Origin of the sequence: Synechococcus sp. UW69, from assembly GCF_900474185.1 — a bacterium.
In the GTDB taxonomy this organism is placed as follows: Bacteria; Cyanobacteriota; Cyanobacteriia; order PCC-6307; family Cyanobiaceae; genus Parasynechococcus.
In genome coordinates this window covers 44933-68154 of record NZ_UCNW01000008.1, presented here as the reverse complement: position 1 = coordinate 68154, position 23222 = coordinate 44933, and the positions used below count along the sequence as shown (strand labels likewise).

Annotated in this window: 24 protein-coding genes, 1 tRNA gene and 1 pseudogene; 8 read left to right on the top strand and 18 right to left on the bottom strand. The window is 57.0% G+C overall.

The genetic code is table 11. The features are described from left to right. Position 1: 1 nt before the first annotated feature. The 10 genes and pseudogenes from DXY29_RS04010 to DXY29_RS03965 form a co-directional block, all read right to left on the bottom strand. Complete coding sequence (locus DXY29_RS04010) at positions 2 to 1369, bottom strand: TldD/PmbA family protein (RefSeq protein WP_115023153.1); 1368 nt, start codon at positions 1367 to 1369, stop codon at positions 2 to 4. A 2-nt stretch (positions 1370 to 1371) separates the two neighbouring features. Continuing rightward, positions 1372 to 2780, bottom strand: a pseudogene (locus tag DXY29_RS04005) (TldD/PmbA family protein). 32 nt (positions 2781 to 2812) lie between these two features. Further along, complete coding sequence (gene acsF / locus DXY29_RS04000; protein ID WP_115023152.1) at positions 2813 to 3883, bottom strand: magnesium-protoporphyrin IX monomethyl ester (oxidative) cyclase; 1071 nt, start codon at positions 3881 to 3883, stop codon at positions 2813 to 2815. A 66-nt stretch (positions 3884 to 3949) separates the two neighbouring features. Next, the gene (locus tag DXY29_RS03995; protein WP_115023150.1) at positions 3950 to 4387 is read right to left on the bottom strand and encodes a DUF2996 domain-containing protein; all 438 of its coding nucleotides are present in this window, start codon (positions 4385 to 4387) and stop codon (positions 3950 to 3952) included. 45 nt (positions 4388 to 4432) lie between these two features. Beyond that, a complete protein-coding gene (locus DXY29_RS03990; RefSeq protein WP_115023148.1) occupies positions 4433 to 4906 on the bottom strand; it encodes a hypothetical protein in 474 nt (157 codons plus the stop codon). Next, the gene (locus DXY29_RS03985) at positions 4903 to 5511 is read right to left on the bottom strand and encodes a flavin prenyltransferase UbiX (protein ID WP_115023147.1); all 609 of its coding nucleotides are present in this window, start codon (positions 5509 to 5511) and stop codon (positions 4903 to 4905) included. The genes DXY29_RS03990 and DXY29_RS03985 overlap by 4 nt, the downstream gene beginning before the upstream one ends. Positions 5512 to 5514: 3 nt before the next feature. Beyond that, positions 5515 to 7836 (bottom strand): RNB domain-containing ribonuclease, encoded by a 2322-nt coding sequence (locus tag DXY29_RS03980; protein ID WP_115023145.1) that lies wholly within the window; start codon positions 7834 to 7836, stop codon positions 5515 to 5517. Between the two features lie 100 nt (positions 7837 to 7936). Continuing rightward, on the bottom strand, positions 7937 to 8254 hold the full coding sequence (locus DXY29_RS03975) for a TMEM165/GDT1 family protein (protein ID WP_115023143.1): 318 nt from the start codon (positions 8252 to 8254) through the stop codon (positions 7937 to 7939). A gap of 2 nt (positions 8255 to 8256) precedes the next feature. Beyond that, on the bottom strand, positions 8257 to 8589 hold the full coding sequence (locus DXY29_RS03970) for a TMEM165/GDT1 family protein (protein WP_115023142.1): 333 nt from the start codon (positions 8587 to 8589) through the stop codon (positions 8257 to 8259). Then, a complete protein-coding gene (locus DXY29_RS03965; protein WP_115023140.1) occupies positions 8579 to 8953 on the bottom strand; it encodes a YkgJ family cysteine cluster protein in 375 nt (124 codons plus the stop codon). The genes DXY29_RS03970 and DXY29_RS03965 overlap by 11 nt, the downstream gene beginning before the upstream one ends. A 108-nt stretch (positions 8954 to 9061) precedes the next feature. Between DXY29_RS03965 and psb30 the strand changes: the two genes are divergently transcribed. After that, positions 9062 to 9169: a photosystem II reaction center protein Ycf12/Psb30 gene (gene psb30, locus DXY29_RS03960; RefSeq protein ID WP_115023138.1), complete on the top strand. Its 108-nt coding sequence runs from the start codon at positions 9062 to 9064 to the stop codon at positions 9167 to 9169. 10 nt (positions 9170 to 9179) lie between these two features. Here psb30 and recJ read toward each other — a convergent pair whose 3' ends face one another. Continuing rightward, positions 9180 to 11078 carry a single-stranded-DNA-specific exonuclease RecJ gene (gene recJ, locus DXY29_RS03955; RefSeq protein WP_115023135.1) on the bottom strand — a complete coding sequence of 633 codons (1899 nt, stop codon included), beginning with the start codon at positions 11076 to 11078 and terminating at the stop codon, positions 9180 to 9182. 32 nt (positions 11079 to 11110) lie between these two features. On the opposite strand from recJ, the gene DXY29_RS03950 reads away from it, so the two are divergent. From DXY29_RS03950 to DXY29_RS03940, 3 genes are read left to right on the top strand one after another with little or no spacing between them, the layout of a single operon-like run. Beyond that, positions 11111 to 11890, top strand: a complete 780-nt coding sequence (locus DXY29_RS03950) for an HAD-IA family hydrolase (RefSeq protein ID WP_115023133.1) — start codon at positions 11111 to 11113, stop codon at positions 11888 to 11890. Further along, a complete protein-coding gene (locus DXY29_RS03945) occupies positions 11887 to 12198 on the top strand; it encodes a DUF565 domain-containing protein (protein WP_115023130.1) in 312 nt (103 codons plus the stop codon). Before DXY29_RS03950 ends, DXY29_RS03945 begins: the two co-directional genes overlap by 4 nt. Positions 12199 to 12208: 10 nt before the next feature. Next, on the top strand, positions 12209 to 13165 hold the full coding sequence (locus tag DXY29_RS03940) for a phosphoribulokinase (RefSeq protein WP_244279303.1): 957 nt from the start codon (positions 12209 to 12211) through the stop codon (positions 13163 to 13165). Here DXY29_RS03940 and rpmF read toward each other — a convergent pair. Continuing rightward, entirely contained in the window at positions 13129 to 13305 is a 177-nt protein-coding gene (gene rpmF / locus DXY29_RS03935) for a 50S ribosomal protein L32 (protein WP_115023126.1), read from the bottom strand. The two genes, DXY29_RS03940 and rpmF, sit on opposite strands and share 37 nt — an antisense overlap. An 87-nt stretch (positions 13306 to 13392) precedes the next feature. Between rpmF and ftsH the strand changes: the two genes are divergently transcribed. Continuing rightward, positions 13393 to 15192, top strand: a complete 1800-nt coding sequence (gene ftsH / locus DXY29_RS03930) for an ATP-dependent zinc metalloprotease FtsH (protein ID WP_115023124.1) — start codon at positions 13393 to 13395, stop codon at positions 15190 to 15192. After that, the gene (locus DXY29_RS03925; RefSeq protein ID WP_115023122.1) at positions 15189 to 17936 is read left to right on the top strand and encodes a UPF0182 family protein; all 2748 of its coding nucleotides are present in this window, start codon (positions 15189 to 15191) and stop codon (positions 17934 to 17936) included. Before ftsH ends, DXY29_RS03925 begins: the two co-directional genes overlap by 4 nt. 43 nt (positions 17937 to 17979) lie before the next feature. Here the strand turns inward: DXY29_RS03925 and DXY29_RS03920 are convergent, their stop codons facing one another. Continuing rightward, on the bottom strand, positions 17980 to 18582 hold the full coding sequence (locus DXY29_RS03920) for a peroxiredoxin (RefSeq protein WP_115023120.1): 603 nt from the start codon (positions 18580 to 18582) through the stop codon (positions 17980 to 17982). A gap of 121 nt (positions 18583 to 18703) precedes the next feature. Between DXY29_RS03920 and DXY29_RS03915 the strand changes: the two genes are divergently transcribed. After that, positions 18704 to 19006 carry a hypothetical protein gene (locus DXY29_RS03915; RefSeq protein WP_115023118.1) on the top strand — a complete coding sequence of 101 codons (303 nt, stop codon included), beginning with the start codon at positions 18704 to 18706 and terminating at the stop codon, positions 19004 to 19006. A 46-nt stretch (positions 19007 to 19052) separates the two neighbouring features. Then, positions 19053 to 19126: transfer RNA gene (locus tag DXY29_RS03910), tRNA-Met, on the top strand. Positions 19127 to 19188: 62 nt separating this feature from the next. Here the strand turns inward: DXY29_RS03910 and DXY29_RS03905 are convergent. The 5 genes from DXY29_RS03905 to psb32 form a co-directional block, all read right to left on the bottom strand. Next, entirely contained in the window at positions 19189 to 19899 is a 711-nt protein-coding gene (locus DXY29_RS03905) for a peptidoglycan DD-metalloendopeptidase family protein (RefSeq protein ID WP_371411062.1), read from the bottom strand. 411 nt (positions 19900 to 20310) lie between these two features. Then, the gene (locus DXY29_RS03900) at positions 20311 to 20802 is read right to left on the bottom strand and encodes a tRNA (cytidine(34)-2'-O)-methyltransferase (protein ID WP_115023116.1); all 492 of its coding nucleotides are present in this window, start codon (positions 20800 to 20802) and stop codon (positions 20311 to 20313) included. Continuing rightward, positions 20799 to 21347 carry a bifunctional adenosylcobinamide kinase/adenosylcobinamide-phosphate guanylyltransferase gene (cobU, locus tag DXY29_RS03895; RefSeq protein ID WP_115024166.1) on the bottom strand — a complete coding sequence of 183 codons (549 nt, stop codon included), beginning with the start codon at positions 21345 to 21347 and terminating at the stop codon, positions 20799 to 20801. The genes DXY29_RS03900 and cobU overlap by 4 nt, the downstream gene beginning before the upstream one ends. A gap of 22 nt (positions 21348 to 21369) precedes the next feature. Continuing rightward, positions 21370 to 22518 carry a proton extrusion protein PcxA gene (gene pxcA, locus DXY29_RS03890; RefSeq protein WP_115023115.1) on the bottom strand — a complete coding sequence of 383 codons (1149 nt, stop codon included), beginning with the start codon at positions 22516 to 22518 and terminating at the stop codon, positions 21370 to 21372. A 13-nt stretch (positions 22519 to 22531) separates the two neighbouring features. Beyond that, positions 22532 to 23203 (bottom strand): photosystem II repair protein Psb32, encoded by a 672-nt coding sequence (psb32, locus tag DXY29_RS03885; RefSeq protein ID WP_115023113.1) that lies wholly within the window; start codon positions 23201 to 23203, stop codon positions 22532 to 22534. Between the last annotated feature and the right edge of the window lie 19 nt (positions 23204 to 23222).

The following is a 23222-nucleotide window of genomic DNA, read 5'->3' as shown; positions in this document are numbered from 1 at the left end:
GTCAGGCTTCGCCGGTGATGGACAAACCATCCACCCAAACGTGAGGGCTCACGCCGCGGTGGGTCACTTCGGCTTCAGATTCAAGGTGGGCAATACCGTTGAGAACAGTGCGGATGTCACCAGCAACCGTTGCAGCTTCAACCGAAACCCTTTCGCCGTTCTTGACCAACCAACCATCAAACGGCAGAGAGAAGGATCCCTGGGTGGCCTTTACACCGGCATGCAGTGCAGAAAGATCTTCGATCAAAACGAATGGCCCGGATTCTGTGCGGTGATTCAGGCTGCTGCCGCTCGTCACCTCTGGATCGGAGCCGACCACGAACCAGTCCGGACCTACCGAAACCTTGGCTCCCAGCCCCGCGTGGCCGGTGGGCTCAACGCCGAATGCTCGTGCTGTGGCTTCAGAGTGGAGGAAGTTCTTCAGTGTTCCTCCTTCAATCAAGGAAAGACGACGGGTTGGCGTACCTTCGCCATCGAAGGCTGCGGCACTGATATGGCCAGGATGAAGTCCGTCATCGTGCAGATTCAAGAAGGGAACTGCCACGTTGGAACCGATCGAATCACGCTGGCTCAGGCTCACACCGTCGAGCACCGAACGAGCATTGAACATGCTGCTAAAGGCACCAAGCAGGGAAAGAAAAGCCTCCGGTGTAAAGCAGACCCGGTAAGTGCCGGTGTCGATAGGCCGATAGTCGAGATGACTGATTGTTCGCTCAACCGCTTCGCTGATGCAGCCTTGAACATCAAGTTCGCTGCTGCCGAGCCCAAGACGAACGGCTCCTCCACTTCGCGGCTTGCGGCCGGCCTCTTCGGCTCGGGCATAAAGATAGAGGCTGGCTTGGGTGCGCTCCATCTGGCGCAGAGCCCCATCACTGTTCAAATAGAGGCTCTGGGATAGAGATTCCGCCAGGCCGTTGTAAGGCACAGTTTCAATGGCCCGGTGGCGGCTCAAGAGGTCTGCTTCTGCGTCCCGAAGCGTGTCCAACAGGGGGAGGATTCCCTGGCGGGGTTGCAGTGGTCGATCCAGTTCTGGCAGTGCTGCCGTGGCCAGAGGTGAAAACTGAGGAATTTCGTCGGGGTTGCCAAAACGACTGGCCGCATGGGCCCCGACCAGAGCTTGCTCTAGCCCTCCATCAGAGAGGTCGGTGGTGCTGGTGATGCCGACCAGGCCATCGCTGTTCCAGACGCGAACTGTGATGGAACTCCGCTGTGATGCCTTGAGTTGCTTAGCTTCACCCCGGTCAACCTGAACAGAGCAATCGTCGCTGCATGCAGCACCGAGGTCCCAACAGCGAATCCCTTCTCGCGAGGCGAGAGTCTGGAGTCGATCTCGTAGATGTGTGGCGTTGAGGCTGTTGTTGCTGGTCATCCTCAGCGGCCCCCAACTGTGATCGAGTCAACCTTGATGTGGGGTTGTCCACGGTGACAAACACACTGCCGCTTACGGAACCACAGAACCCTGCAGCCAGTTCAAGGTCATTGGCACACATCGAAATCCGTGGCATGACCTCTTTGGCATCACCGATCAGCGTTGCTCCTTTGACGGGTTTGGTGAGTTTGCCGTTCTCAATCAGATACCCCTCTTCAACGGAGAAGTTGAACTGGCCAGTCGGACCAACGCTCCCGCCTCCCATGGCCTTGCAATAAAGACCCCTATCCACGGATTCAATCAGTTGTTCAGGCGAATGGGATCCAGCATCGATAAAGGTGTTTCGCATCCGGCTGGCAGCTGCAAACGCATGGCTCTGACGTCGACCGCTTCCCGTGCGTTTGTGGCCGGTGCGCAGTTCACCAGCACGGTCGCTGATGAAGCGCTGCAGCACACCGTCTTTGATCAAGACAGTGCGTTCAGGTTCCATGCCCTCATCGTCCATGGACAAAGAACCGAAGGATCCACCACTCAAGCCTTCGTCGATTGCGGTGACGGCCGGGTGAGCAATGAGTTCACCTACACGGTCAGCGAAGGGGGTTGTGCCGCGTTCGATCTGAGTTGTTTCGAGAAGGTGTCCACAGGCCTCGTGGAAGATCACACCGCCGAAGCGATTGGCCAGCACAGCTGGCATTTGTCCAGCATCCACGTAATCGGCACGCAACATCGTGCCGGCGCTGTTGCAGACCTCTGCTGCACTGGCTTCGGAATCCCAGTCACGTAGGTCGTCTGGGCGATCGGAACTGCCGTAGCGGCGGCCAATGCTGGATCGGTGATCTCCGTCGGCAGCCAGGACTGATAAGCCCGACGACTGATGCAATCGAATGTCTCTCGCGAAGGTTCCGTCTGATGCAGCGACCAGCACTTCCTGCCAATCGCGGGCGTAACTGCCGCGGCGAACCTGTAGGTGCTGGCCCAAGCGCTCGAGATGAGCAGTTCCCTGCAGCAGGCATTGGCTGGCTTGATCCAGGGAAGGGCAGCGATCAAGCCAATCCGCCTTCGCCAAGCCGTGATCCGTCAGGGCCTTCAATCCTTCAAAACCTGCGGAAGTGCTGAGGTCTTGGGGCTCAAGTCCCAGCATGGCCAGGGCTTGGTCAAGAGCACGCTTCAGTCCCGCTTCACTGAGGTCATTGGTGCTGACAAAGCCATCGCGTCCTTCACGGAACACCCGCAGTCCTGCCCCACGAGCAAAGGATGGATTGACACTGGTGATCCGATCCTGTTCAGCTAGCAAACCGATGTGATCTGTTCGCTCGAGGAATACTTCCACCAGATCGGCGCCTGCAGCACTGCCGCGATGCAAGAGGGACTCCATAAGTCCGCGCCACTGATTGGAAAAGGCGTTGGTCAAGGAAACTCCTGAATTTGGCTGGGGAATAACCCTCAGCGCACGGCTGGTTGAAAACGCTCGCTGTCGATCGCTGGCATCAGAAATAGCTTTGCCATCTCGGCACCGTTACCGATCCAGAACGGCAGCTTCCGCAGCAACTTGACGGGAGCAATGGAATCGCTGGCGTCGGCCTGCTCCAAGGCATTGTTGTTAGCAACAAGGCGCTCAAGGCGAGTCCAGAACTTTTCGTTCTTGACGTCGAGGACGACGGGGAAGACGCGAGCAGATGTCTCGTTGGTTTTCTCGATCACCATTTTGTCGTAGGTGCGCGCATCAAGGCCAAGGGCCTCGTAGAACTCCTTGCGGGCAACGTCACGCACGTACATGGTTGCGAATACCGCCAGAAGGAAGAAGCGACACCAAAGTTTGGCGATCGGACCGCGAACCGTATCGGGTTGTGCCTTCATCAGAGCATCGAAGAAATCGCCGTGGCGGTTTTCGTCCTGACACCAGTTCTCGAAGAAGTTAAAGATCGGGAAAATCTTGCTTTCGGGATTCTTTTCGAGATGCCTGAAAATGGCTATATAGCGCCAGTAGCCGATTTTTTCAGAGAGATATGTCGCGTAAAAAATGAACTTTGGCTTGAAAAAGGTGTAATCCTTATTGGCGGTGAGAAAACCAAGATCAAGTTGCATACCAAAGTCGCTCATTGACTTGTTGAGGAAGCCTGCATGACGGGCTTCATCACGAGCCATGTGAGCAAAACACTCAGCAAGAAGAGGATTTTTGGCCTTAATCCGACGACTCAGTTCCTTATAAAGAAGGAATCCTGAAAATTCAGAGGTGCAGCTTTGCTCCAGGAATTCGATGAAGACCTTGCGGGTCTCCGGGTCGAGCTTGTCTGCGGCTCCCTCAAATTCCTCGTTGCGAACAAAGTGATGACGGTTGTAATCCTTCCTGAATTCTTCGCAGATGGCTTCTAGTTCAGCCTCGTTCGGCTGAAGATCCATCGCCGCCATCGCCTCAAAATCGGTGGTGTAGAAGCGTGGGGTGAGGATTGTGTCCTTGACAGGATCCTTGATGGCTACAGCGCTGCCTTCGGCCACGGTGGTGGGAGGGACCATCAGTTGCGTTTCACGATCCTGCCAATGTAGGCGTGTCAGGACGACCCCCGAGCTCAAAACGACCGGTTAGTTACCTCCCAACCACTTTTGGCCGTTGAGGCGTTGCAATAGGCGGGAGACCAAAAGGGGCAGAGACATCCGCTTTTCGTCGATCAGGAAGCTTTCCAACAGGGTGGGATCACTGCCGGGGTCAGCCAAGGCAATCACCTTTGTGCTGTTGATATCTGCCTTGGAGAAGCAGAGCCAGAAGCGGCGTCCACCAGGGAGTTCGCCGATGACCATTGGGCAATCCCCTCCAACCACGGGACGCTGACCATCCACGCGCTCCAGCCGTTCTGGTGTGATGTTGTGATCAGCCAGTTGTTTGGCGACGGCCGGCACAAACAGCGAGTCGATGAACTCTGGGAAGGGTTTGTCCTCCGGTTTCGGAGGCTTTGCTTTCGCCGCAGGCTTGGCAGGGGTCTCTTGACCTGAAGGCTCCTTCTCGACAGGGGTTTCGCTCACCGATCCAGGGTTACTGCGGCAACTTTAAGCAGCCTGGTGCGTTGCTTACCAGTTCGCTTCAGGATCATCCCCCCAGTCGCTGAACTGCTGTGAGGGAGACGGTACGGCTGAGGTTTGTGGATGCCGGGGCTCAGACGAAGGGCGCTGAATCACGCGATAAGCCACAGAAACCGTGGGGGCCGGTTCGCGCACATCCCTTTCAGGGCCTGGGGTCGTAGTGGATCGGCGGGGCGAATCGTTGACGGCTGATTCCGTCTCTTGGACGTCGGGATGAACAGGGGAATGGCGCTTGCGACTGAGAGGACGTTGCGCTGGCAACAACAGGAACGCTGTGAGTGCTGCACCTGCAGCGCCGCCACCGGCGGCGAGCGCGGTCCACGCACCCAGGGGCATGGCTGGGGTCGTCCAAACCAGCAAGCGAAGCCGAGTCTTGTCTCCGACATTGGTCGCAGAAAAGGCGAGCAACGCCAGTAGAGGAGCCAGGCAGGGGATCAGCAGTAGCCGCTGAAGCGTGCTCATTCCAGTGGACCGCTCCAGCGATTCAACGGAGCAAGATCATCTTCCAGCCCATCGAATAGGCGCACCACAAGAAAATCCACCATCTCGTTCAACGACTCTGGCCGGGTGTACCAAGCCGGAATGGGAGCGGCAATGGTTGCTCCTGCTTCCGCCAGACCAGTGAGGTTGCGGAGGTGAATCAGGTTGAAGGGCATCTCCCGTGGAGCGATCACCAGCGGACGGCGCTCCTTGAGGTGAACATCCGCACAGCGTTCGATCAGATCAGCGGCAATTCCGGCGTGAATGCGTCCAACGGTTCCCATGCTGCAAGGAACGATCACCATCGCCCGTGTCCGGTAGCTGCCACTCGCGATGCAGGCGGCTTGATCATTCCAGCGATGGCATCTCAAATCTCCGCTCTCCACGCCAAGCCTGTCTCTCCAGAACTCGTTTTGCTTCAGGGGATCCACGGGAATGGACAGCCCCTGTTCGGCACGGAAGACCTCATGGGCGCCGTGGCTGAGAACGAGATGGACAGAGCGCCCTCGCAGCAGAAGCAACTGCAGGGCACGCTCGGCAAGGGGTTGTGCCGACGCACCGGTGACGGCCAGAACGTAGGGATGCATCACTCAGCGCTCGCTGAGGGAAACAGGCAGCGGCTCAGACGGTTCAAGCTCGGTGGAGACTTCATCGCCCTGACTGATGACCTCGAGATCGATCTGGTTGCGTAGAACATCGACATTGATCACACGCACCTGAACCTGATCGCCGAGTTGATAGGTCTGACGGTTCTTGCGACCGACCAATCGATTCTGTCGTGATCTGTATTCGTACCAGTCATCGTTGAGGGAGCTCACATGAACCAGGCCCTCAACCCGACTCTCGCCCACTTCAACGAAGAAGCCATAGCTCTGAACACCACTGATACGGCCTTCCACCTGCTGGCCGATCAGCGGTTGTGCTGATCGGGCCTGGATCATCGACAGCAGATCTTTTTCCAGCTCCAGCACCTGCCGGCGACACGAATTGAGCCGCTGCACCGTGCGGTCGTTGACCAACCCATTCAATTTCTCGTCCTGAGATGCAGTGAATAAGGGCCAAGTCAGATCAGCGCCTGCTCCCTTGCAACCAAGCTTCAAACGCGTCTTGTGACGCACGGTTGGACGATCTTTGGCGTCCGTCAACAGTGCAACGAGCATCTGTTGATTGACAAGGTGTCCGTAATGCTGTGTGGCACAGGTCCAAGGGGTGAGTGACGCGTCATGGCTGGCTGGATCACCTTCCTCTGCTGGGGAAGGCTCCTGTTCTGCATGGGACGTCTCCGTGGACGCCGCAAAATTGAGTGGAGGGAGCGCGTGACTGAGCTGTTGTTCAAGCACCCGTCGTTGGCTGCTGTCTTTGAACACCTGGATCAGCTCAGACGCTGACGGACAACCCTCGTCATCAAGTTCAAGGGGGAGGTCCAAGGCGATGGCCGTCTTGGCAACATCGGTCAAGACGTTGCCATCGGGTTCCTCAGCCTGAATGCTGATCCCGGGCAATTGGAGATCAATCCGGTGTGCAGTCCAGGCACGATCGGCACACCTCAGCAGAGGTTGGAGGAACGCATGGGGATCCTCCGGGTTGAAGGCGTCAACCCAGCGATGACGAAGACCGGATGGATCCGCACTGCGTAGATCACCAAGCGCCTCAAGCTGGGGTGGGCGTAGGTCCAGTTGCACTGCCCCGAGGCTGCGCTCGTAGTCCAGCAGGAGAGTGCTGCAGAACCGCAAGGTCTCCAGTTGAGCCAAATGATCTTTGATGGGCTTAAGTGCCGCCGGAATGCTTCGAGCCTTTGGTTTGCGTTCCGCCAGAGCGATCAATTGATCAGCGCTCACTTCGGCTGTGGGGCGAACCGTGCTGAGCATGAACTCCCAGTCGCAGAGTTCACCATTGGCTCCGATGTCCAGTCGCACGCTGATGGCCTCGACATCTGTGCCGGTGGCGAAGCTCGTCGCTTTGTGAAGCGCGGGTGTTAGCAGGGGGTGCCAGACCTCACCGAGGCAAAGCGCTTCTCCGCGATCTCGCAGACAAACATCGAGGCTGCTGCCTAATCCGATTCGCTCGCCCACGCTGGGAACGTGGATCCATAGACGGCATCCGCCATCCTTGGCTTCAACATGAACTGCCGGCAAGCCCGGTGCATCCTCCTGATTCCAGCCTTTGAGAAGGAGGCAGGGTTGTCCTGTCAGATCGACACGGCCCTTCGCCGCAGGAGTTTTGCCAGAACTACGGGGTGCCGCCGGACGATCTTGAAGCCCAGCCTTGGTCAATAAGAGGTCACGATCCGCTGCAGGGCCGCCGTTGAGCGGGAGGGAGCGCACCACACGACCGGCAGCAGCGTTCTGGGCCACGGGATAGCGGTCAATGTGCACCTCGACAACGCTTGAGACCTCTTCTCCAGGTAGATGTTCGGAATCCTCTGGTGGCAGTTCGATACCAGCCAGCACCCTGTCATCAAGGGGTGATGCCAGTAGCTGCTGGCCCTGTTGCTCCACCTGGGCCAGCAGAGAGCGGGTTGAACGCTCAAGGATGCACTGAACGCCGCCTTCAGGAGAGCGTCGTCGTCCGCCCTCGCGCGTTACACGCACCAACACGCGATCACCATTCCAAGCATGGTTGAGCTGATGATCCCGGATGTAGATGTCCTCACCGCCGTCATCACGAATGGCGAAGCAGAACCCTTTGCTACTGCACCTCAGTCGGGCATCAATCAGATCATTTTCAAGTGGGCGCTTGAGTCCACCCTCGCTCGATCGTTCAACGACACCGAGCTTCACCAGTGAGGCGATTGCAAGCTCCAGCGACGCTTGATCCGTCTTATTGAGCTTCAGGATCTTGGCCAGCTGGTCTTGTTCAGAAGGATGCTCTGTAGAGAGCTGATCCAGCAGATCGGCAACCGTGAATTTCATCGTGGCGTACGCAGGAACCGACCATCAGGGCCGGGAGAGAAGGAAGGGGTGGCCGACGCCGAACAGCTGGCCGTGCTGAGTCAACCCTTCGAACTTCAGTTTAAGGCTCTGAAGTCTGATCCCCGTCTGTGGAGTTTTCAGCATCGCTGAACAGAGGCAGCAGCAAGCGACCACCAATCACGAGAAAACCGATGGAAGCAACCAACTGGAGAAGGTCGCTGGGAATCACTGTGGCGACGGATCCTCCTGCAAATGCTCCAAGCAAGCTCGCGAGAACAAGCGCTGATGATGATCCAAGAAACACCGCCAGAGGGCGATTTGAAGTGCCGCTGATGGCGACGGTGGCGAGTTGGGTCTTGTCACCGAGTTCGGCCAAGAACACGGTCAAGAAGGTGGAAATCAGAAGGGGAAAATCCATCGTCAACTCGCAGCACTTAGCCATAAAGATCGGGCGGCTTGCAGGCCCAGCCAGATGCCAAGGGCCACCATCAGCAGTCCAGCCATCAGCTCCAGTCGCTCAGGAGGAAGCGTTTTGGCCAACCATTGACCCACGAGGACTCCCACAAGGCTGGACGCAATCAAAGCCAGCGCGGCACCGATGAACACCAACACCGGTGAGCCGGACTGGGCGGAGAGCAGCAGCGTCGCCAGCTGCGTCTTGTCACCCAGTTCAGCCACAAAAACGGTTGTGAAGGTGCTGAACAGCACGGCAGCGAAGCTCCGCGACTCGCTGCTTGTTTGCTCACTGGTCAACAGGACCTCCCGCTGTCTGCGCGCGCTTGAACCTACGCATCACGCCACTGCGGCCGCCATAGGTGCTGCGGATCTGCTGGTTGCAACAGGCAATGGCGAAGTCGTCGAGTGCATCATCTGGAACGTGAAACAACCGCCCCAGCTCGCTGACGCGGCAGAAATCAGGACGCTCGTCGTAGATCCTGCAGCGCTGCCTGCCCGTGTCGTAATTGATGCACCAGCCATCTGCCCCCACCATGGCTAGATAGGTGCGCTGTTGATCTTCGCTCAAAGCCGCTAGAGCATCAGCACGTTCCTCCGGAGCGAGTCGACAACAGGCACCGCAGTGCTTGATGCAGGTCCACTGAAGCTTCTCTCTGGTCATCGCTGAGGCTGTGACAAGCCATCACAGAGAGCGGAACGAATTCGTCGATCTCGGGACAGAGCCCCGTAGCCTGGGAGGTGAAAAGATTTCGGACAGCGCTGCATCGTCATGGGCTTTGACATTCACCTGATCGCCAACTTTGCCGCCCTGGCGTTGATCACCATTGCCGGCCCCGCTGTCATCTTCATCCTCTTCTACCGCCGCGGCGCGCTCTGATCGCCTCGGCTTAGGGACGAAGCCCCAATCCAAGACAGGCTTCTTCCATCAACTGAACGACACGTGTATCCCTCGCCAGGTCGTCGTCACTGGTGAGGGATTTTTCTTGTTCAATCTTTGCCTGCAAGGTTTTCCCATCACCATTGGTGAGCGTGAGACCTGACATTTCGGTCCAGCAAGCTGTGTACTGACGTGTCCCCCGGTCGATCAGCACTAGCTCCGTATGGGCGCGAATTGCTTTGAGCTCCAGTTGAAGACGCTGTTCGCCCTGCCAACGGTTGATCGAAATGCTGTAAGCCACGTCACAGGATTCGGGTACGACCGCCGATGGATCCCATCGCCAGGCAATGGCTCGGCGCTCGCTGTCTCCCTGGCGAAGCCTCAGGGCTAGGTGTCCTCCTTTGAGGTCACGGCGCTCCTCAACGTTGACGCCCCGTGACCAGAACAACGGTTTCGGATGACCGATCCCAAACGGAGCCAAGGATTGCAAATGCCGCCAGAGCTCCCAGTTCACGTCGTTTAAATGCAGCAGAGCATCGGGTTGAACGGGTCGGCCGAGGGCCTGGGTCATCAGCCAACCATCCGCTTGTTCGCAGAGGCGTTCATGCAGGGCATGCACATGCTCCGCTTTCACGGTGAAACCTCCGGCGGCGGGATGACCTCCAAAACGGGACAACAGATCACTGCAACTGGAGAGGGCCTCATCCACAGCAAATCCGACGGGCCCACGCACCGAAGCCCGTAGACAGCCATCACCATCGCCGGCAAGGAGAGCGGTGGGTCGGTGATATCGCTCCATCAGACGCGCAGCAACAATGCCAATCACCCCGTGATGCCAGTGGCTTTGAGCCAATAGAAGAAATGACGGGAGAGCATCACTTGTCTCCGCTTCCACGAGGGCCACGGCCTCCGCTTCAATCGCATCGCACAGATCGCGCCGCTGGCGGTTGAAATCATCACAACGTCGCGCCAGCGCCATGGCCGAATCAGAGTCTTCCGCTGTGAGTAGATCCACAACGAGCTTCGGTTCTCCTAAGCGACCAACGGCATTGATGCGTGGTGCAAGTTGAAATCCGATGTCTTCGGCCGTCAGCGGACGTTCCCCGAGACCAGCTAGACGCTGCAGCGCTTGCAATCCCCTGCACTCGGAACGATGCAGATGATTCAGTCCCTCCAGCAACCAGCTTCGGTTGGCGCCTACCAAGGGGGCCATATCGGCCACAGTTCCAATGCAGAACAGATCCCGAGCCACGCGGATGGCCTCAGGTTTGTTCAGGGCTTCGGCCACGGCATGGGCAAGCACATAAGCCAGTCCAACCCCAGCCAGACCCCGATAAGGAGAGCCGTCCGGTGTAGTCGCTGGGTGAATCAGGGCAGCCATGGGCGGCCGTTTCGCCGGGATGGTGTGGTGATCAGTCACGATCACCTGCATGTTCAAGCTGGCGGCGAGATCGAGTGCTTCCCGTGCGGCAACACCGTTATCGACGGTGACCAAAAGTCGCACTCCGTCGTCATAGAGCCGCTGAACCATGGCTGGGTTGAGGCCGTATCCCTCATCCATCCGTGACGGAATCGCTGGCTCTGGATCGGCGCCAAGGGGGCCCAAAGCTCTCAAAAGGAGAGCTGTGCTGGTCATTCCATCGGCGTCGTAATCGCCACAGATGGCTACGCGTTCTCTGGCACGGCAAGCCTTAACCAAGCGCGCACAGGCTTGGTCCAGATCAGGGAAGTGATCGCTGGTGGGCGGCAGATCACTCGGTGAGAGGAACGTTTCCGCCTCGGATCGTGACGTGAAGCCCCTGCGTCGCAGAACACACCGCAACGCCAGCGGTAAATCAAGCCCCAGCAATGGCGATGGTTCCACTACAGCCGGAAGGGACCAGGACCAGTGGAGGGGGACAGCCGGCAAGGGAACGCAACAGGCGGTGATGTCCCAGCATTGTGCCGTTGCTGGTCATCAAGGTGAACAGGCTTTCAGCGGTTTTTTGGGATGTGGATGGAACCTTGGCCGACACGGAAATGGATGGTCATCGCCCAGCCTTTAACAAGACTTTCGAGGAGCTAGATCTTCCGTTTCATTGGGATGAAGAGCTTTACAACACGCTTTTGGCAATTCCTGGAGGGCTCCGCAGGCTGAAGGTCCACGCTGAAGACCGTGGGGTGATGCTCAGCCAGGATCAATTGGAACAAGTGCGTGATCGCAAAAGGCTGCATTACCTGGAGCGCGTCCGTCAGGGCCATGTGAAGTTGCGCCCGGGTGTCAGGAGACTGCTGAAGGAGCTGAACCGCGCCGGGGTGCAGCAGTGGATTGTGACTTCAAGCGGATCCGCCTCCGTGATGGCCCTTCTCGAGCAGATTCAGAACGACATCCCTCACTTCGATGGCGTCGTGACATCCGACGACGTTTCAGCAGGCAAACCTGCACCGGACGGCTACCTGCTGGCCCTCAACCGCAGTGGCGCCGATGGAGCGGCAAGTCTCGCTGTCGAGGATTCAGCGGCGGGTCTTTCTGCTGCAACTGCAGCTGGTCTGTGTTGTCTGCTCACCCCCTCCCCCTGGGATACGTCTGCCCTGCGTGATGCCAGTAAAAATGCAGCTGCCGTGCTGGATCACCTTGGGGAACCTGGGGAGCCGGCGACCGTACGTTCGGGTCCCACTTGCCAGGACGGAACAGTGACGCTGAAGTATTTGGAGACTCTGCTGTCGGTGCCTGATCGATGAGCTCAATCCAGCGCACACGCCTGGCGGGCCTGCAGAAGAGTTGGGGAGCAGTCCTTCGACGCAATTGGTCTGGTCCCTGGTGGCGACGTAGTGCGTCGTTGTTGATTCTTCTGCTTGGCTTTTTTATCGGCAGCAATCTCACAGTGCATCTGGCGAATGCCGTAGGGGTCAGAACATTCACAGCCCTCTATGCCCTAATTGCCTGTGAACTGCTGGTGCTCTGGCGCCGTCGACTCCCCTGGCTCGACAACCTGCGGCTCGGTTTTGTTTATGCCGTTGTTTTGGAGGCCTTCAAAGTTGGATCCTGAGGGCCAACGTTTGATTCCGAGCGACGACCAGCAACGGTTGCTCCAGCACCTTGATCTGGGTGATGCAGTGACCTGGTTCGCAGAACAGCGCAAAACGGAGCGCCATCAAGTTGCTCTCGACCATTGGCATCCCGAAGCAGCACCGGATTGGTTGTGGTCGATTGGATTACCCCTTCTGAGTCTGGCGAACCAATGGCGCGGGCAACGCCGTCTGGTGGGGCTCAGTGCTCTCCCAGGATGCGGTAAGACCACCCTTGGGCAATGGATTGAAGCCGCCGCAAAGGTCTTGGACCTATCGATTCAAGTGGTTTCACTGGATGATTTTTATTTCGAAGCCGATCAGCTTGACGCAGCAATGCGCGGTAACCCCTGGGGTGTGCCCCGCGCACTTCCGGGCAGCCATGACCTGAACCTTCTGCAGGATTGCCTTCTGCAATGGCGACAGGGCCAAGACGTGTTGATGCCTTGCTTTGACAAAGCGAAGAGAAATGGCCGTGGAGATCGCAACGGTTGGCGACGCTGTGACGCCGACTTTTTGATTCTTGAGGGTTGGTTTGTCGGCTGCAGAGCAACCGGTGGCCTCTCCTCAGATGAGCCTCATCTCGACGCGCCCTTGAGTCCACAGGAGCTGGAGTGGCGCCAGAAGCTGCAGCCGGTGCTCGCCAAGTACGAAGCCATTTGGGATGGCTTCGATCAACTCTGGCAATTGCGAGCGACGGATTTCAACGCTCCGTTGCTGTGGAAACGACAACAGGAAGCAACCCTGCAGGCTCAAAAGGGAGCATCCCTCTCAGCCTCGGAATTGGATCGCTTCATCCGCATGATCCTCTGCTCGCTGCCATCGAGCAGTTTTCAAGACACGCTGGCAGATGTTGTTGTGGAGGTGGATCTGGATCGAACCTTGCGGCGAATCCACCTCCCCAATGCGATTCAGGATTCGCCGTCTTCGGCTTCACTCACTGGGTAGACAAAACCCTGAGCCCTGCCACTCAACACGGATTTGCCGATAGACATTGCACGCTTTGCGGCGACGGCAGCCTTGGCCTTCCAAGTGGCGCTGCGCTGGTTGCGCTTGGCCTTGGATGTTTTCTTCTTCGGGACGGCCATTGCGCCTGGTGAATTTCCAAACAGGGATTGTCTCGTTTGAAACCCCCTTGCGTCAAATCGCTAGGCTCAACAAAGCGCAGCGTTGACGTGGCACCAGGTTCGAACAGCTCTAGTAATTCCGCTGCCCCTCAGAAGGTTCAACCTTCCTCGATTCAGGGGTTCTGGAAGAAACAGGACACTGTGAGTTATTCCACCCTGCTGCGGGATATCGACGCAAAACAGATCAAGCAGTTGGATCTCGTGCCGGGCCAGAGGGAGGTCAGGGTCCAATACAACGACGGGCGACGAATCACGGTTCCCGTCTTCGCGAACGACAATCAGATCCTGCGAGCTGCCGAGAGCTCTGGCACATCCCTGACGGTCGTGGATGTGCGACGCGAACAAGCAGGTCGAGAACTGGTGGGAACCCTGTTCCTGGTGCTCCTGGTGGTGGTCGGTTTGTCTTTTTTGCTGAAACGTTCAGCACAGATGGCGAATCGTGCCCTGGGTTTTGGGCGCAGTCAGCCCCGGTTGAAACCACAGGAAGATCTGCAGCTTCGTTTTGAGGATGTCGCCGGAATCAACGATGCACGGCTCGAACTTGAAGAGGTTGTCACCTTTCTCAAGCAGCCTGAGGCGTTCATTCGCCTTGGCGCCAAGATTCCACGAGGCGTGCTGCTGGTCGGCCCCCCTGGGACCGGAAAAACTCTTTTAGCCAAGGCGATTGCAGGAGAAGCGGAAGTGCCCTTCTTCTCCATGGCAGCGTCCGAATTTGTGGAACTTTTCGTTGGTGTCGGCGCGAGCAGAGTTCGCGATCTATTCCGCCAGGCCAAGGAAAAATCCCCCTGCATCGTCTTCATTGATGAGATCGATGCCGTCGGTCGTCAGCGTGGGGCTGGAATCGGCGGCGGTAACGATGAACGTGAGCAGACCCTCAACCAACTCCTGACGGAGATGGATGGATTCGAGGAGAACTCCGGGGTGATCCTTCTTGCGGCCACGAACCGCGCCGATGTGCTGGATGCCGCTCTCCTGAGGCCAGGACGATTCGACCGACGCATTGATGTGGGCCTACCTGATCGGCGTGGTCGTGAGGCGATTCTTGCGGTGCACGCCAGAACAAGACCCCTCGATGACTCCGTCTCTTTGTCGGATTGGGCGAGCCGGACCCCCGGATTCTCTGGTGCTGATCTTGCCAATCTTCTGAATGAGGCAGCCATCCTCACGGCACGTCAGAACATGCTCCGCATCGGCCAGTTTCAGCTGGAAGGTGCCTTGGAACGCATCACCATGGGGCTGAGCAACCGACCCTTGCAGGACACCGCAAAAAAACGCCTCATCGCATACCACGAGGTGGGCCACGCCCTGGTGGCGACCCTTCTGCCGGCCGCCAATGCGGTGGATAAGGTCACGATTCTTCCTCGGGGCGGAGCCGGTGGATACACCCGCTTCATGCCAGACGAAGAGGTGCTCGATTCCGGTTTGATCACCCGCGCGTCCTGCCTGGCGGATCTGGTTGTGGCACTGGGTGGACGTGCAGCGGAGCAAGTGGTCTTCGGCTCCCTCGAGATCACCCAGGGGGCTAGTGGAGATCTCCAGATGGTGGCTCAACTGGCCCGCGAGATGGTGACACGCTTCGGCTTTTCCAATCTCGGACCGATGGCGCTTGAGGGGCCAGGAGCGGAGGTCTTCCTCGGTCGTGACTGGTTCAACCAACGGCCTGGCTATGCCGAATCAACTGGCCAGGCCATTGATGCCCAGATCCGCCAGCTCGCCAAGAATGCTTTGGCGCAGGCCATCACTCTGCTGGAACAGCGTCGCGAGTTGATGGACCACCTGGTTGAAGTTTTGATTGCCGAGGAAACGATCAACGGTGATCGATTCCGCGAGATCGCCGGACTGCCATGAGACGCCTCCTCCTTCTGCTGCCGCTGGTTGTTGTCGCAGCCCGGATGCAGATCGAGTGGCTCTGGTTTGAGCAGTTCGGCTGGACAGACGTTCTCCTGAAGCGCTGGCTTCTGCAGTTTCTCTTTGCGGGGTTGGCGCTGCTGCCACTGATGGCAGCACGGACCTGGTCAAGACAGTTCAAGCACCACAACCTGACGTCAGCTCAGGGATGGCGCCTGACCGGTTGGTCCTACGGGACAGCACTCCTGCTCAGTGGCGGTGTGGTTCTGATCAGCACAATGCTGACCCTTGATCTGGTGGCACTGACCATCCGTGATCCGTTTCAGCTGAGGGAATGGGTGCCGAGCCTGTTGCCTGACAACGGAATCACGGCTGCTGTGATTGTCATCAAAGCAGTGCTCATCACCGTGGCGATGGCCTGGCGTCGAACGAGCCCCTGGCTGGCACGGATCGTTGCAGGTTCACTAGTTTTTGTCGTCGCGCGAGCGTGGGGAATCTGGTCATTAGCCCTTTGGATCCCGAACAGTTCCCTGCAAGATCCCAGGCTTGGTGCGGATGTCAGCTTCGGCCTGGGACGCTTCGTGGGCTTGCATTTGGGGCTGGAGCTGCTGGTGCTGAGCACCGCGTTCACCATCTGTTTTGAACTCTGGCGTTGTCTCGCTAACTCGCAAGCCATCTCTGACTGGGCCAGTCCGGCCTTTGCAACGCGACAGCTTCAGTTGCTCAGATTCCTGTCAGCTGTTCTGGTTTTGCAAATGGCCGGGTTGGTCTGGTTATCAAGGCACCAATTGCTTTGGAGCCAACACGGACTGGTGGCTGGTGCCGGCTGGCTTCAGGCTCACATCACGCTTCCGCTACGGGCTGCTGCCACGCTGCTGCTCGTTTTGATTGCACTGGCACTGCTCTTGCCTTGTCGCCAACGCCTGCGTCAAGGACTTGTTCTCACGTTGGCTTCGCTCGTGGCGCTGGAAATGGTGGCCACGCCACTGACGCGTTGGCTCCTGGTCCGACCGCAGGAGATCAATCTGCAAGCTCCTTATCTGGCAGACGCAATTAAGGCCACCCGATGGGGTTTCCAGCTGGACCACATTGAACGTCAGGTCTATGAACCAAAGACAAGGCTCAGTGCTATGGATTTGAAGCAAGGTGCCAGCACTCTGGGCAATGTGCGCCTGTGGGATAGCGCCCCCTTGCTGGAAGCCAATCGGCAACTGCAACAGCTTCGGGTCTACTACCGATTCTCGAATGCGGCGGTAGACCGTTATCCGCTCAATCAAGACAGCGATTCGGCTCAACAGGTGATTGTTTCTGCACGTGAATTGGATCAGTCAGCGTTACCGAGGCGATCAAAAACGTGGCAGAACCGCCATTTCATCTTTACCCACGGCTATGGATTCACCGTTAGCCCTGTGAACGAACGCAGCAACGATGGTCTGCCCTCATATTTCATCAGTGATCTCGGTACAGAAACACGAATCAAGGGAAATGAGGCACTTGGAATCGATCAATCCGAGGTTAGAGATGCGATCCCTGTTGGCGATGCTGCTCTCTACTACGGGATGCTCCCATCTCCCTATGCAGTTGCTCCAACAGAGATTCCGGAATTCGATTATCCCGAGGGAGATCTCAATGTTGAGACCCACTATCGAGGTTCAGGTGGGATCCCTATTGGATCCTGGCTTCAGCGTTGTGCAGCGGCGGTTTATCTCCATGAGCCGCGACTGCTGACGACAAAAGCAATCTCCGCTGATTCAAAAATATTGATCCGTCGTGAAGTGAGAAGCCGTGTTTCAGCAATTGCTCCATTCATTGATTTCCGTGGCGATCCTTATCTGATTTCGATCCCGGAGACTTATCCCGAATCGGCTGGAACGATGGAAGCACGATCCGCTCAACGTCAACAGCATCAGTATTGGGTCGTTGAAGGTTATACCCACAGTTCCACGCTTGCCTACAGTGCGGCGGTCTCTTCCGACGATTCTGATCGGTACTTAAGAAACTCGGTTAAGGCCATCGTTGATGCTTACAACGGCAGTATTCATCTTTATATCTCAGAGAAGGATGATCCGATTGTGAACGGCTGGGATGACGCATTTCCAGGCTTGTTTGAATCCATGCAGTCCATGCCGCAGCTGGTTCGTGATCACCTCAGAGTGCCTGAGGATTTCTTCAATGTTCAGGTCAACCAGCTAAAGCGATATCACGTCGAAGATCCAAGAATCTTTTACAGCGGTGATGATGTCTGGCAGGTCCCCAGTGAGATTTATGGCGGCGAGAAAGTCAACGTGGAGCCCTATCACGTTACGGCTCAGGTTCAGGGCAATGACAACTCGGAATTTCTCCTGCTTCAGCCTCTAACACCACTGGCACGGCCTAATCTCACCGCCTGGCTGGCTGCCCGAAACGATGGCGAGCACTACGGTGAATTGGAGCTGATCGATTTCCCGAAAGACAAGAACATTCTGGGTCCTGAACAGGTGCAGGCTCTGATTCATCAGGATCCGGAAGTCAGCAAGGTGTTTGGCCTCTGGGATCAGGGGGATCTTGAACTCGTCCAGGGCAATCTCTTGGTGCTTCCCCTTGGCGAAGGTCTTCTCTACGTCGAACCGGTTTATCTGCGCACCAGCAAGGTGGGCTTGCCCTCTCTGGCACGAATCGTTGTCAGTGATGGTCGCTCAATCGCCATGGATCAAAGCTTGTCCCTTGCCTTAGAGCAACTCATGAAAAAAGCCCCACCCGTTTGAGGGGTAGGGCCGAGGTAACAGGTGAAAGGGCCTGCTTAAGCAATCAGCCGATGGCAGAGAAATACTCCTTGGAGCCCTTGGGATCAGGCTTCATGGTCTTTTCACCAGGAGTCCAGTTGGCAGGGCAAACCTCGTCGGGGTTGGACTGGACGTATTGGAAGGCCTGGAGAACCCGAAGGGTTTCATCAACGTTGCGGCCGACGGGCAGATTGTTGATGGTGGCGTGCATGATCACACCATCGGGATCGATGATGAACAGCCCGCGCAGAGCAACACCCTCAGCGTCATCAAGGACGTTGTAGGCGGTGGAGATTTCCTTCTTCAGGTCAGCGACGAGGGGATAGTTGATGTCGCCCAGGCCACCCTGATTGCGCGCTGTCTGAATCCAAGCCAGGTGGCTGAACTGGCTGTCGACGGACACGCCGAGTACTTCGGTGTTCTTGCTGGAGAAATCGGAATAACGGTCACTGAAGGCCGTGATTTCAGTCGGGCAGACGAAGGTGAAATCCAGAGGGTAGAAGAACAGCACCACGTACTTGCCCCGGTACTGGGACAGCGTGATTTCCTTGAACTCCTGGTCCACCACAGCGGTAGCTGTGAAATCAGGGGCCTGCTGGCCAACACGCAGGCAACCGTTGTCGGTCATGATTGGAGGGAGAATGAATGACCTGAAGGCCGCAACCGACTTAATACGTAGTCGATTCGACTTCCAGTTTCACTTTTCAACCTATCACGGCTATGGCCGTCCGTCGCCATAAACTCAGACGATGACTGACCAATTCACGAGCTGGGACCCTTCACTGCTTCGAAAGTTCAGCGCTACCGGACATTTTCGTCTGCTGAACCAGCTGAAGGGAGATCTGCGCAAAAAGCCCTTGGATCGTGACCAACGATCAGGTCAGCTCAGGAGTATGGGTGTCAATCGCGGTTCACCCCGTCGTTCGGCGCCAGCGCGAAACGTCGAGCCAGCTACGGCACCAGGACCGACGGTCCAGGTGGATGCTCTAGCCAACCTGGATGATCAGCCCAAGTCATTTCGCGATCGACTCAATGCCATCGACATGCGCTGAGCCAGAACCCCGAGATGTATGATGGGGACTGGCCTGAAGGGCCTGCGTCAGAGTAGCTCAGCTGGTTAGAGCACAGGATTCATAACCCTGAGGTCGGGAGTTCAAGTCTCCCCTCTGACATTTTTTGGACAAACCTGGGGACAAGCCAGATGCTTGTTATTTCCGACTGGAGCGTTATCTGCTCAAGCCTTTCGAGCAGGCAGCTTGACTAGAGGATTGAGAGCTGCACCACCGGCACGACGGATTTCAAAGTGAAGGTGGGGCCCTGTGCTTCGACCGGTACTTCCCATGAGAGAAATACGCGCGCCACGGGGAACAACCTGGCCTTTTTTGACAAGAAGGCGACTGTTATGGGCGTAACGGGTGGATTCACCATCGCTATGGGCGATTTCAACCAAATAGCCATAGGCACCGCTCCAGCCGGAGAAGGAGACAATGCCATCCCGTGCAGCGATAACCGGGGTTCCTGTGTTGTTGGCGATGTCAATCCCTTTGTGCATCCGACCCCAACGCCATCCATAACCGGAGGTGAACACACCTTTTGTCGGCCACTGATAACCAACAATCGGCGGCTTCAGGCTGTCAGGCTGGTCAGCTGTCGACAATGGAGCTTGCTGAGGCCAGGCAGCACCGCCGCTCCGGAGCGGACGAACAGCGAGAACAGACTGACCTGAGGATGCGTTAGCGATCTGAAGTTCTCGACCGACCGTCAAGGCATTGAGCTGAACACCGGGATTAAAGGTCTTCAACTGCGCTTGGGTCACGCCATGGCGCTTGAGAAATGCAGCGAGTGAATCACCCTGCTGAATTTTCGCGATAGTGCTGACTGGAGGTGGGGCCGAAACAGGAAGCGTTTTGCGTTCACTGGCTCGATCGAGAGACGACAGAGTCACAGCAACCACCCGAGCTGAATCAGGAAGAGCAAGCCAACTGGTTGGCTCGAAAACATGATCCGGAGAAACGCTGTTCAACGTCGCAAGCTTCTGTGCGTCCAGCCGAAGCAAATCAGCGAATCTGTTCAGTGGGGTCGACGAGAGAACTTTGAACCAAAGCCGGGTTGTGGTGTCTGTTGTGCTGGCGAGAGAAACTGGCTCTGGAGACTCAACAACTGGGAGTGGGGGTAATTCAGCGAGATTGAACGTGGCGTTATCAGCAATTCCTGGCAGAGAGCTCCATACTCCCAGCGTCAAAACAGGGGTTACAGCAGTTGCTACGGCAAGCAGTGCGCGCATGAAACCCAACAGACGCGCTGAAGGTAACGAGCCGAACATCACAGCGCAAGGGGGATTGGAGCAGTGGTGTGATCACCACAACCTCAACTGCTGACCAGCCACGTAGGTCACTAGTGCACAGGCCACAGAAAGATTGAGGCTGCGCACGCCACCCTGTCCAGCGTCATCGGCGGCACCGGGCATCGGAATCGTCAGAATGGTGTTGCAGGCCTCGCGAACCGGGTCCGGCAGACCGGTGTCTTCACGTCCAAACAGCAGAACATCACCCCGTTTGAATTCAAATGAGGAGAGTGATGCACCACCGCGACGACTACAGCCGATCAACCTCTGCTCCGGCAGAAGTTGTGACTGGAATGCCGGAAAATCTGAGGCGATGGAGAGTTGTACGTGCGGCCAGTAATCGAGACCGGCACGGCGAACGCTTCGATCATCGACCTTGAAACCAAGGGGTTCGATCAGCGTCAGCGGCACTCTGAAGGCAGCAGAGGTACGCGCAATATTCCCCGTGTTTGGTGGGATCTGTGGCTCGAACAGTGCAATACGCAGTGGCTCCATCTCAGTCATGGCACCACACGTCCAAGGGCATGAAGGTCAAGAGCCCGTCCCTGGAGAACAAGCCAGGCAGCATCGGCAACACGATCCAACTGTTGAGCGAGAGCTCCCAAACGGTCTCGAAACAGCCCACCAATACGTGTTGATGGAACAACACCCCATCCTGTCTCTTCAATCACGAGCACAAAAGTGCAGCGCGATGACGTGACGGCAGCGATCAGTCGTTCACACAACAGATTCCAGGCGGATGCATCGAGCTCCAAATGATGTGCGACAAAACCACCAAGGGCATCGATCAGCACGGACTGACCTGGCGACAGGGTCTCAATGACCTCCACCAGCTCAGCACCGGATTCAGCTACAGCCCAGTGCTCAGGACGACGCTGTCGGTGAGCATCAAGACGTTTCTGCCACTCAAGGTCTTCTGGTCGGGCAGCTGCCGTCGCGATGTACGTCACATCAGGGTGGTTGTGCAGCAGATGCTCTGCCCACCGACTCTTGCCACTGCGCGCTGGCCCGCTGACCAGAATCAAACCGTTGTTGAAACTTGAAACCATGGGCTCGTTAGCGGCCGTTGGATCAACCACCGCCATTCATACCTTTCAAGGTCGCAACGGACGACGGAGAGACGCGGTTGAGATACCTGAAAATCCAATACTTAAAGATCGTCGCTAACACGACAGGGAAGGTCGCAATGAAGAGATTGACGAAACTCTGGCTGGATGGAAGGCCGAAATGCTCTGCGATTCCATCCAGCAAGACAGACCAGCCTTCAGGGCTGTGATAACCCACAAAGATGTCGGTGAACAAAATAATGGCGAAGGCCTTGGCGGAATCACTCAGGCCGTATACAGCCTCATCAACAAATCCTCGGAGAACCCGCAGTTCGTCGCGACTGATCAGGCACACAACCGCAAAAGCGATCAGACCTGCGAGATCAGCAAAGACGTTTTTGATCGCCTTCAGACTCTCCTCATCAGCATCATGTTTGAGCTCCGTCGCCTTCTCGGTGAGCTGGTCACGCAACTGGACATCATCCAAAGGCGGCACACCTTTTAAAAACGCATCAAATTCCAGCTCCTGTTTGTAGAGGCGAAGCTTCTCAGCCGCCTTTTCCTCGAGCTGCGGCTTGGGGTAACTGAGGAACGGAAGTTCAGGTGAAAAGTGATTCACCGCAGGTGAGATCAGATACGTGCCGGCGATCTGCTGAACCAGCAAGGGAACCAGAATCAGCAAGAGCAGAACACGCAGGGAGATCAGCGTGCTGTCACGACGGCGTCGATAGCCTGCAACAACATTGTCCTCAGTTGAGGGATCCAACTGCAGTCGAATACTGTCAAAGACACCCAGAAGTGAACGGGGCAGCGCGTCCGGTGAACGACTTATAGAGGGTGAGCCACTCGAACGTCGGGGTCCATAGCGGCTGACAACGGTTTCAATCAGTTGGAGTTGCCGTAGCTCCTGAGAATCAAGTTGCGCCCGTTGTTCAGAAAGATTGACCGCTGAATTGCGGCAAATGGCCAGTGCAGTTTTAAACCGGCGCAGAATCGTGGCCTGAACAGCTCTCGGTACGGAAAGCTTGAGGTCAGGGCGGATCTGCCGGTCTCCGTAATACTCCAGTTCCAGACTCTGAATGAGCAGAGCCGCCTCATAACCACGCTCAAGATCACTGGAGAATTCAACAGATTGATTGGAGCTGAATAAATTGATCCAGTTACGGCGGCTCATCTCAATCGTTCAATCAGCGCGAGAACACCCACCAGGTCGCCATCGGAATGATGGTTCCAAGCACCAGAAGGATGATGACCCATTTGGTGGCATCGCTCTCTTCGGTTTCCGCCTTGGTTGGGATGTTGGTGGGCAGGGTGACGCGTTCAATTTGCTGCGGGGGGCCCGGGTCTTCTCCACCTGAGAGAACTGTCGAAAGACGCGTCAGACCATCCACGGAAGCCTGGCGGTAGCGGTCCCCTTCCCGCAGGGGCACAGTCATCGTTGTGCGGGCGGTACTGGAAAGAAGGCTGGCGGGGAGCTGAGCTTCCAGCTCCTGATCCGCAACCACGGCGGATTTCTTGTTCTGAGTTTCGATCAACATCAACAAGAGAGGATTGCCAGTCGGAGAACTCCAGCTTTCGAGAAGTTCCTCACCAAAGTTGTTCAAACTGATGCCGTAATCCAGGCGACGCAGGGTGATCAGACGGGCATCCACCCGTTGATCATCAAAACTGCGTAGCTTCGCCTCCAATTCGCCACGACTGGCACGGCTGAGCACATCCGCTTCGTCGATCACCAGTGTCTCCGGCAGGCTTCCGCCTAAGGCAGCAGGAGCTATCGCGAAGCTGGCAGGGGCCAAGAGAAGCAGACAGATCCCGAAACTAAGCAGGCTGGCCAACAGGCGTCGGGCGGAAAGGGACATCCCATCAAGCGTTATAACT

Bases quoted from the DNA above. Each gene is read 5' to 3' on its own strand.
- DXY29_RS04010 (WP_115023153.1), bottom strand. From the start codon at position 1,369: ATGACCAGCAACAACAGCCTCAACGCCACACATCTACGAGATCGACTC.
- acsF (WP_115023152.1), bottom strand. From the start codon at position 3,883: ATGGTCCCTCCCACCACCGTGGCCGAAGGCAGCGCTGTAGCCATCAAG.
- DXY29_RS03990 (WP_115023148.1), bottom strand. From the start codon at position 4,906: ATGAGCACGCTTCAGCGGCTACTGCTGATCCCCTGCCTGGCTCCTCTA.
- DXY29_RS03985 (WP_115023147.1), bottom strand. From the start codon at position 5,511: ATGCATCCCTACGTTCTGGCCGTCACCGGTGCGTCGGCACAACCCCTT.
- DXY29_RS03980 (WP_115023145.1), bottom strand. From the start codon at position 7,836: ATGAAATTCACGGTTGCCGATCTGCTGGATCAGCTCTCTACAGAGCAT.
- DXY29_RS03975 (WP_115023143.1), bottom strand. From the start codon at position 8,254: ATGGATTTTCCCCTTCTGATTTCCACCTTCTTGACCGTGTTCTTGGCC.
- DXY29_RS03965 (WP_115023140.1), bottom strand. From the start codon at position 8,953: ATGACCAGAGAGAAGCTTCAGTGGACCTGCATCAAGCACTGCGGTGCC.
- psb30 (WP_115023138.1), top strand. From the start codon at position 9,062: ATGGGCTTTGACATTCACCTGATCGCCAACTTTGCCGCCCTGGCGTTG.
- DXY29_RS03945 (WP_115023130.1), top strand. From the start codon at position 11,887: ATGAGCTCAATCCAGCGCACACGCCTGGCGGGCCTGCAGAAGAGTTGG.
- rpmF (WP_115023126.1), bottom strand. From the start codon at position 13,305: ATGGCCGTCCCGAAGAAGAAAACATCCAAGGCCAAGCGCAACCAGCGC.
- DXY29_RS03925 (WP_115023122.1), top strand. From the start codon at position 15,189: ATGAGACGCCTCCTCCTTCTGCTGCCGCTGGTTGTTGTCGCAGCCCGG.
- DXY29_RS03920 (WP_115023120.1), bottom strand. From the start codon at position 18,582: ATGACCGACAACGGTTGCCTGCGTGTTGGCCAGCAGGCCCCTGATTTC.
- DXY29_RS03915 (WP_115023118.1), top strand. From the start codon at position 18,704: ATGACTGACCAATTCACGAGCTGGGACCCTTCACTGCTTCGAAAGTTC.
- DXY29_RS03900 (WP_115023116.1), bottom strand. From the start codon at position 20,802: ATGACTGAGATGGAGCCACTGCGTATTGCACTGTTCGAGCCACAGATC.
- cobU (WP_115024166.1), bottom strand. From the start codon at position 21,347: ATGGTTTCAAGTTTCAACAACGGTTTGATTCTGGTCAGCGGGCCAGCG.
- pxcA (WP_115023115.1), bottom strand. From the start codon at position 22,518: ATGAGCCGCCGTAACTGGATCAATTTATTCAGCTCCAATCAATCTGTT.
- psb32 (WP_115023113.1), bottom strand. From the start codon at position 23,203: ATGTCCCTTTCCGCCCGACGCCTGTTGGCCAGCCTGCTTAGTTTCGGG.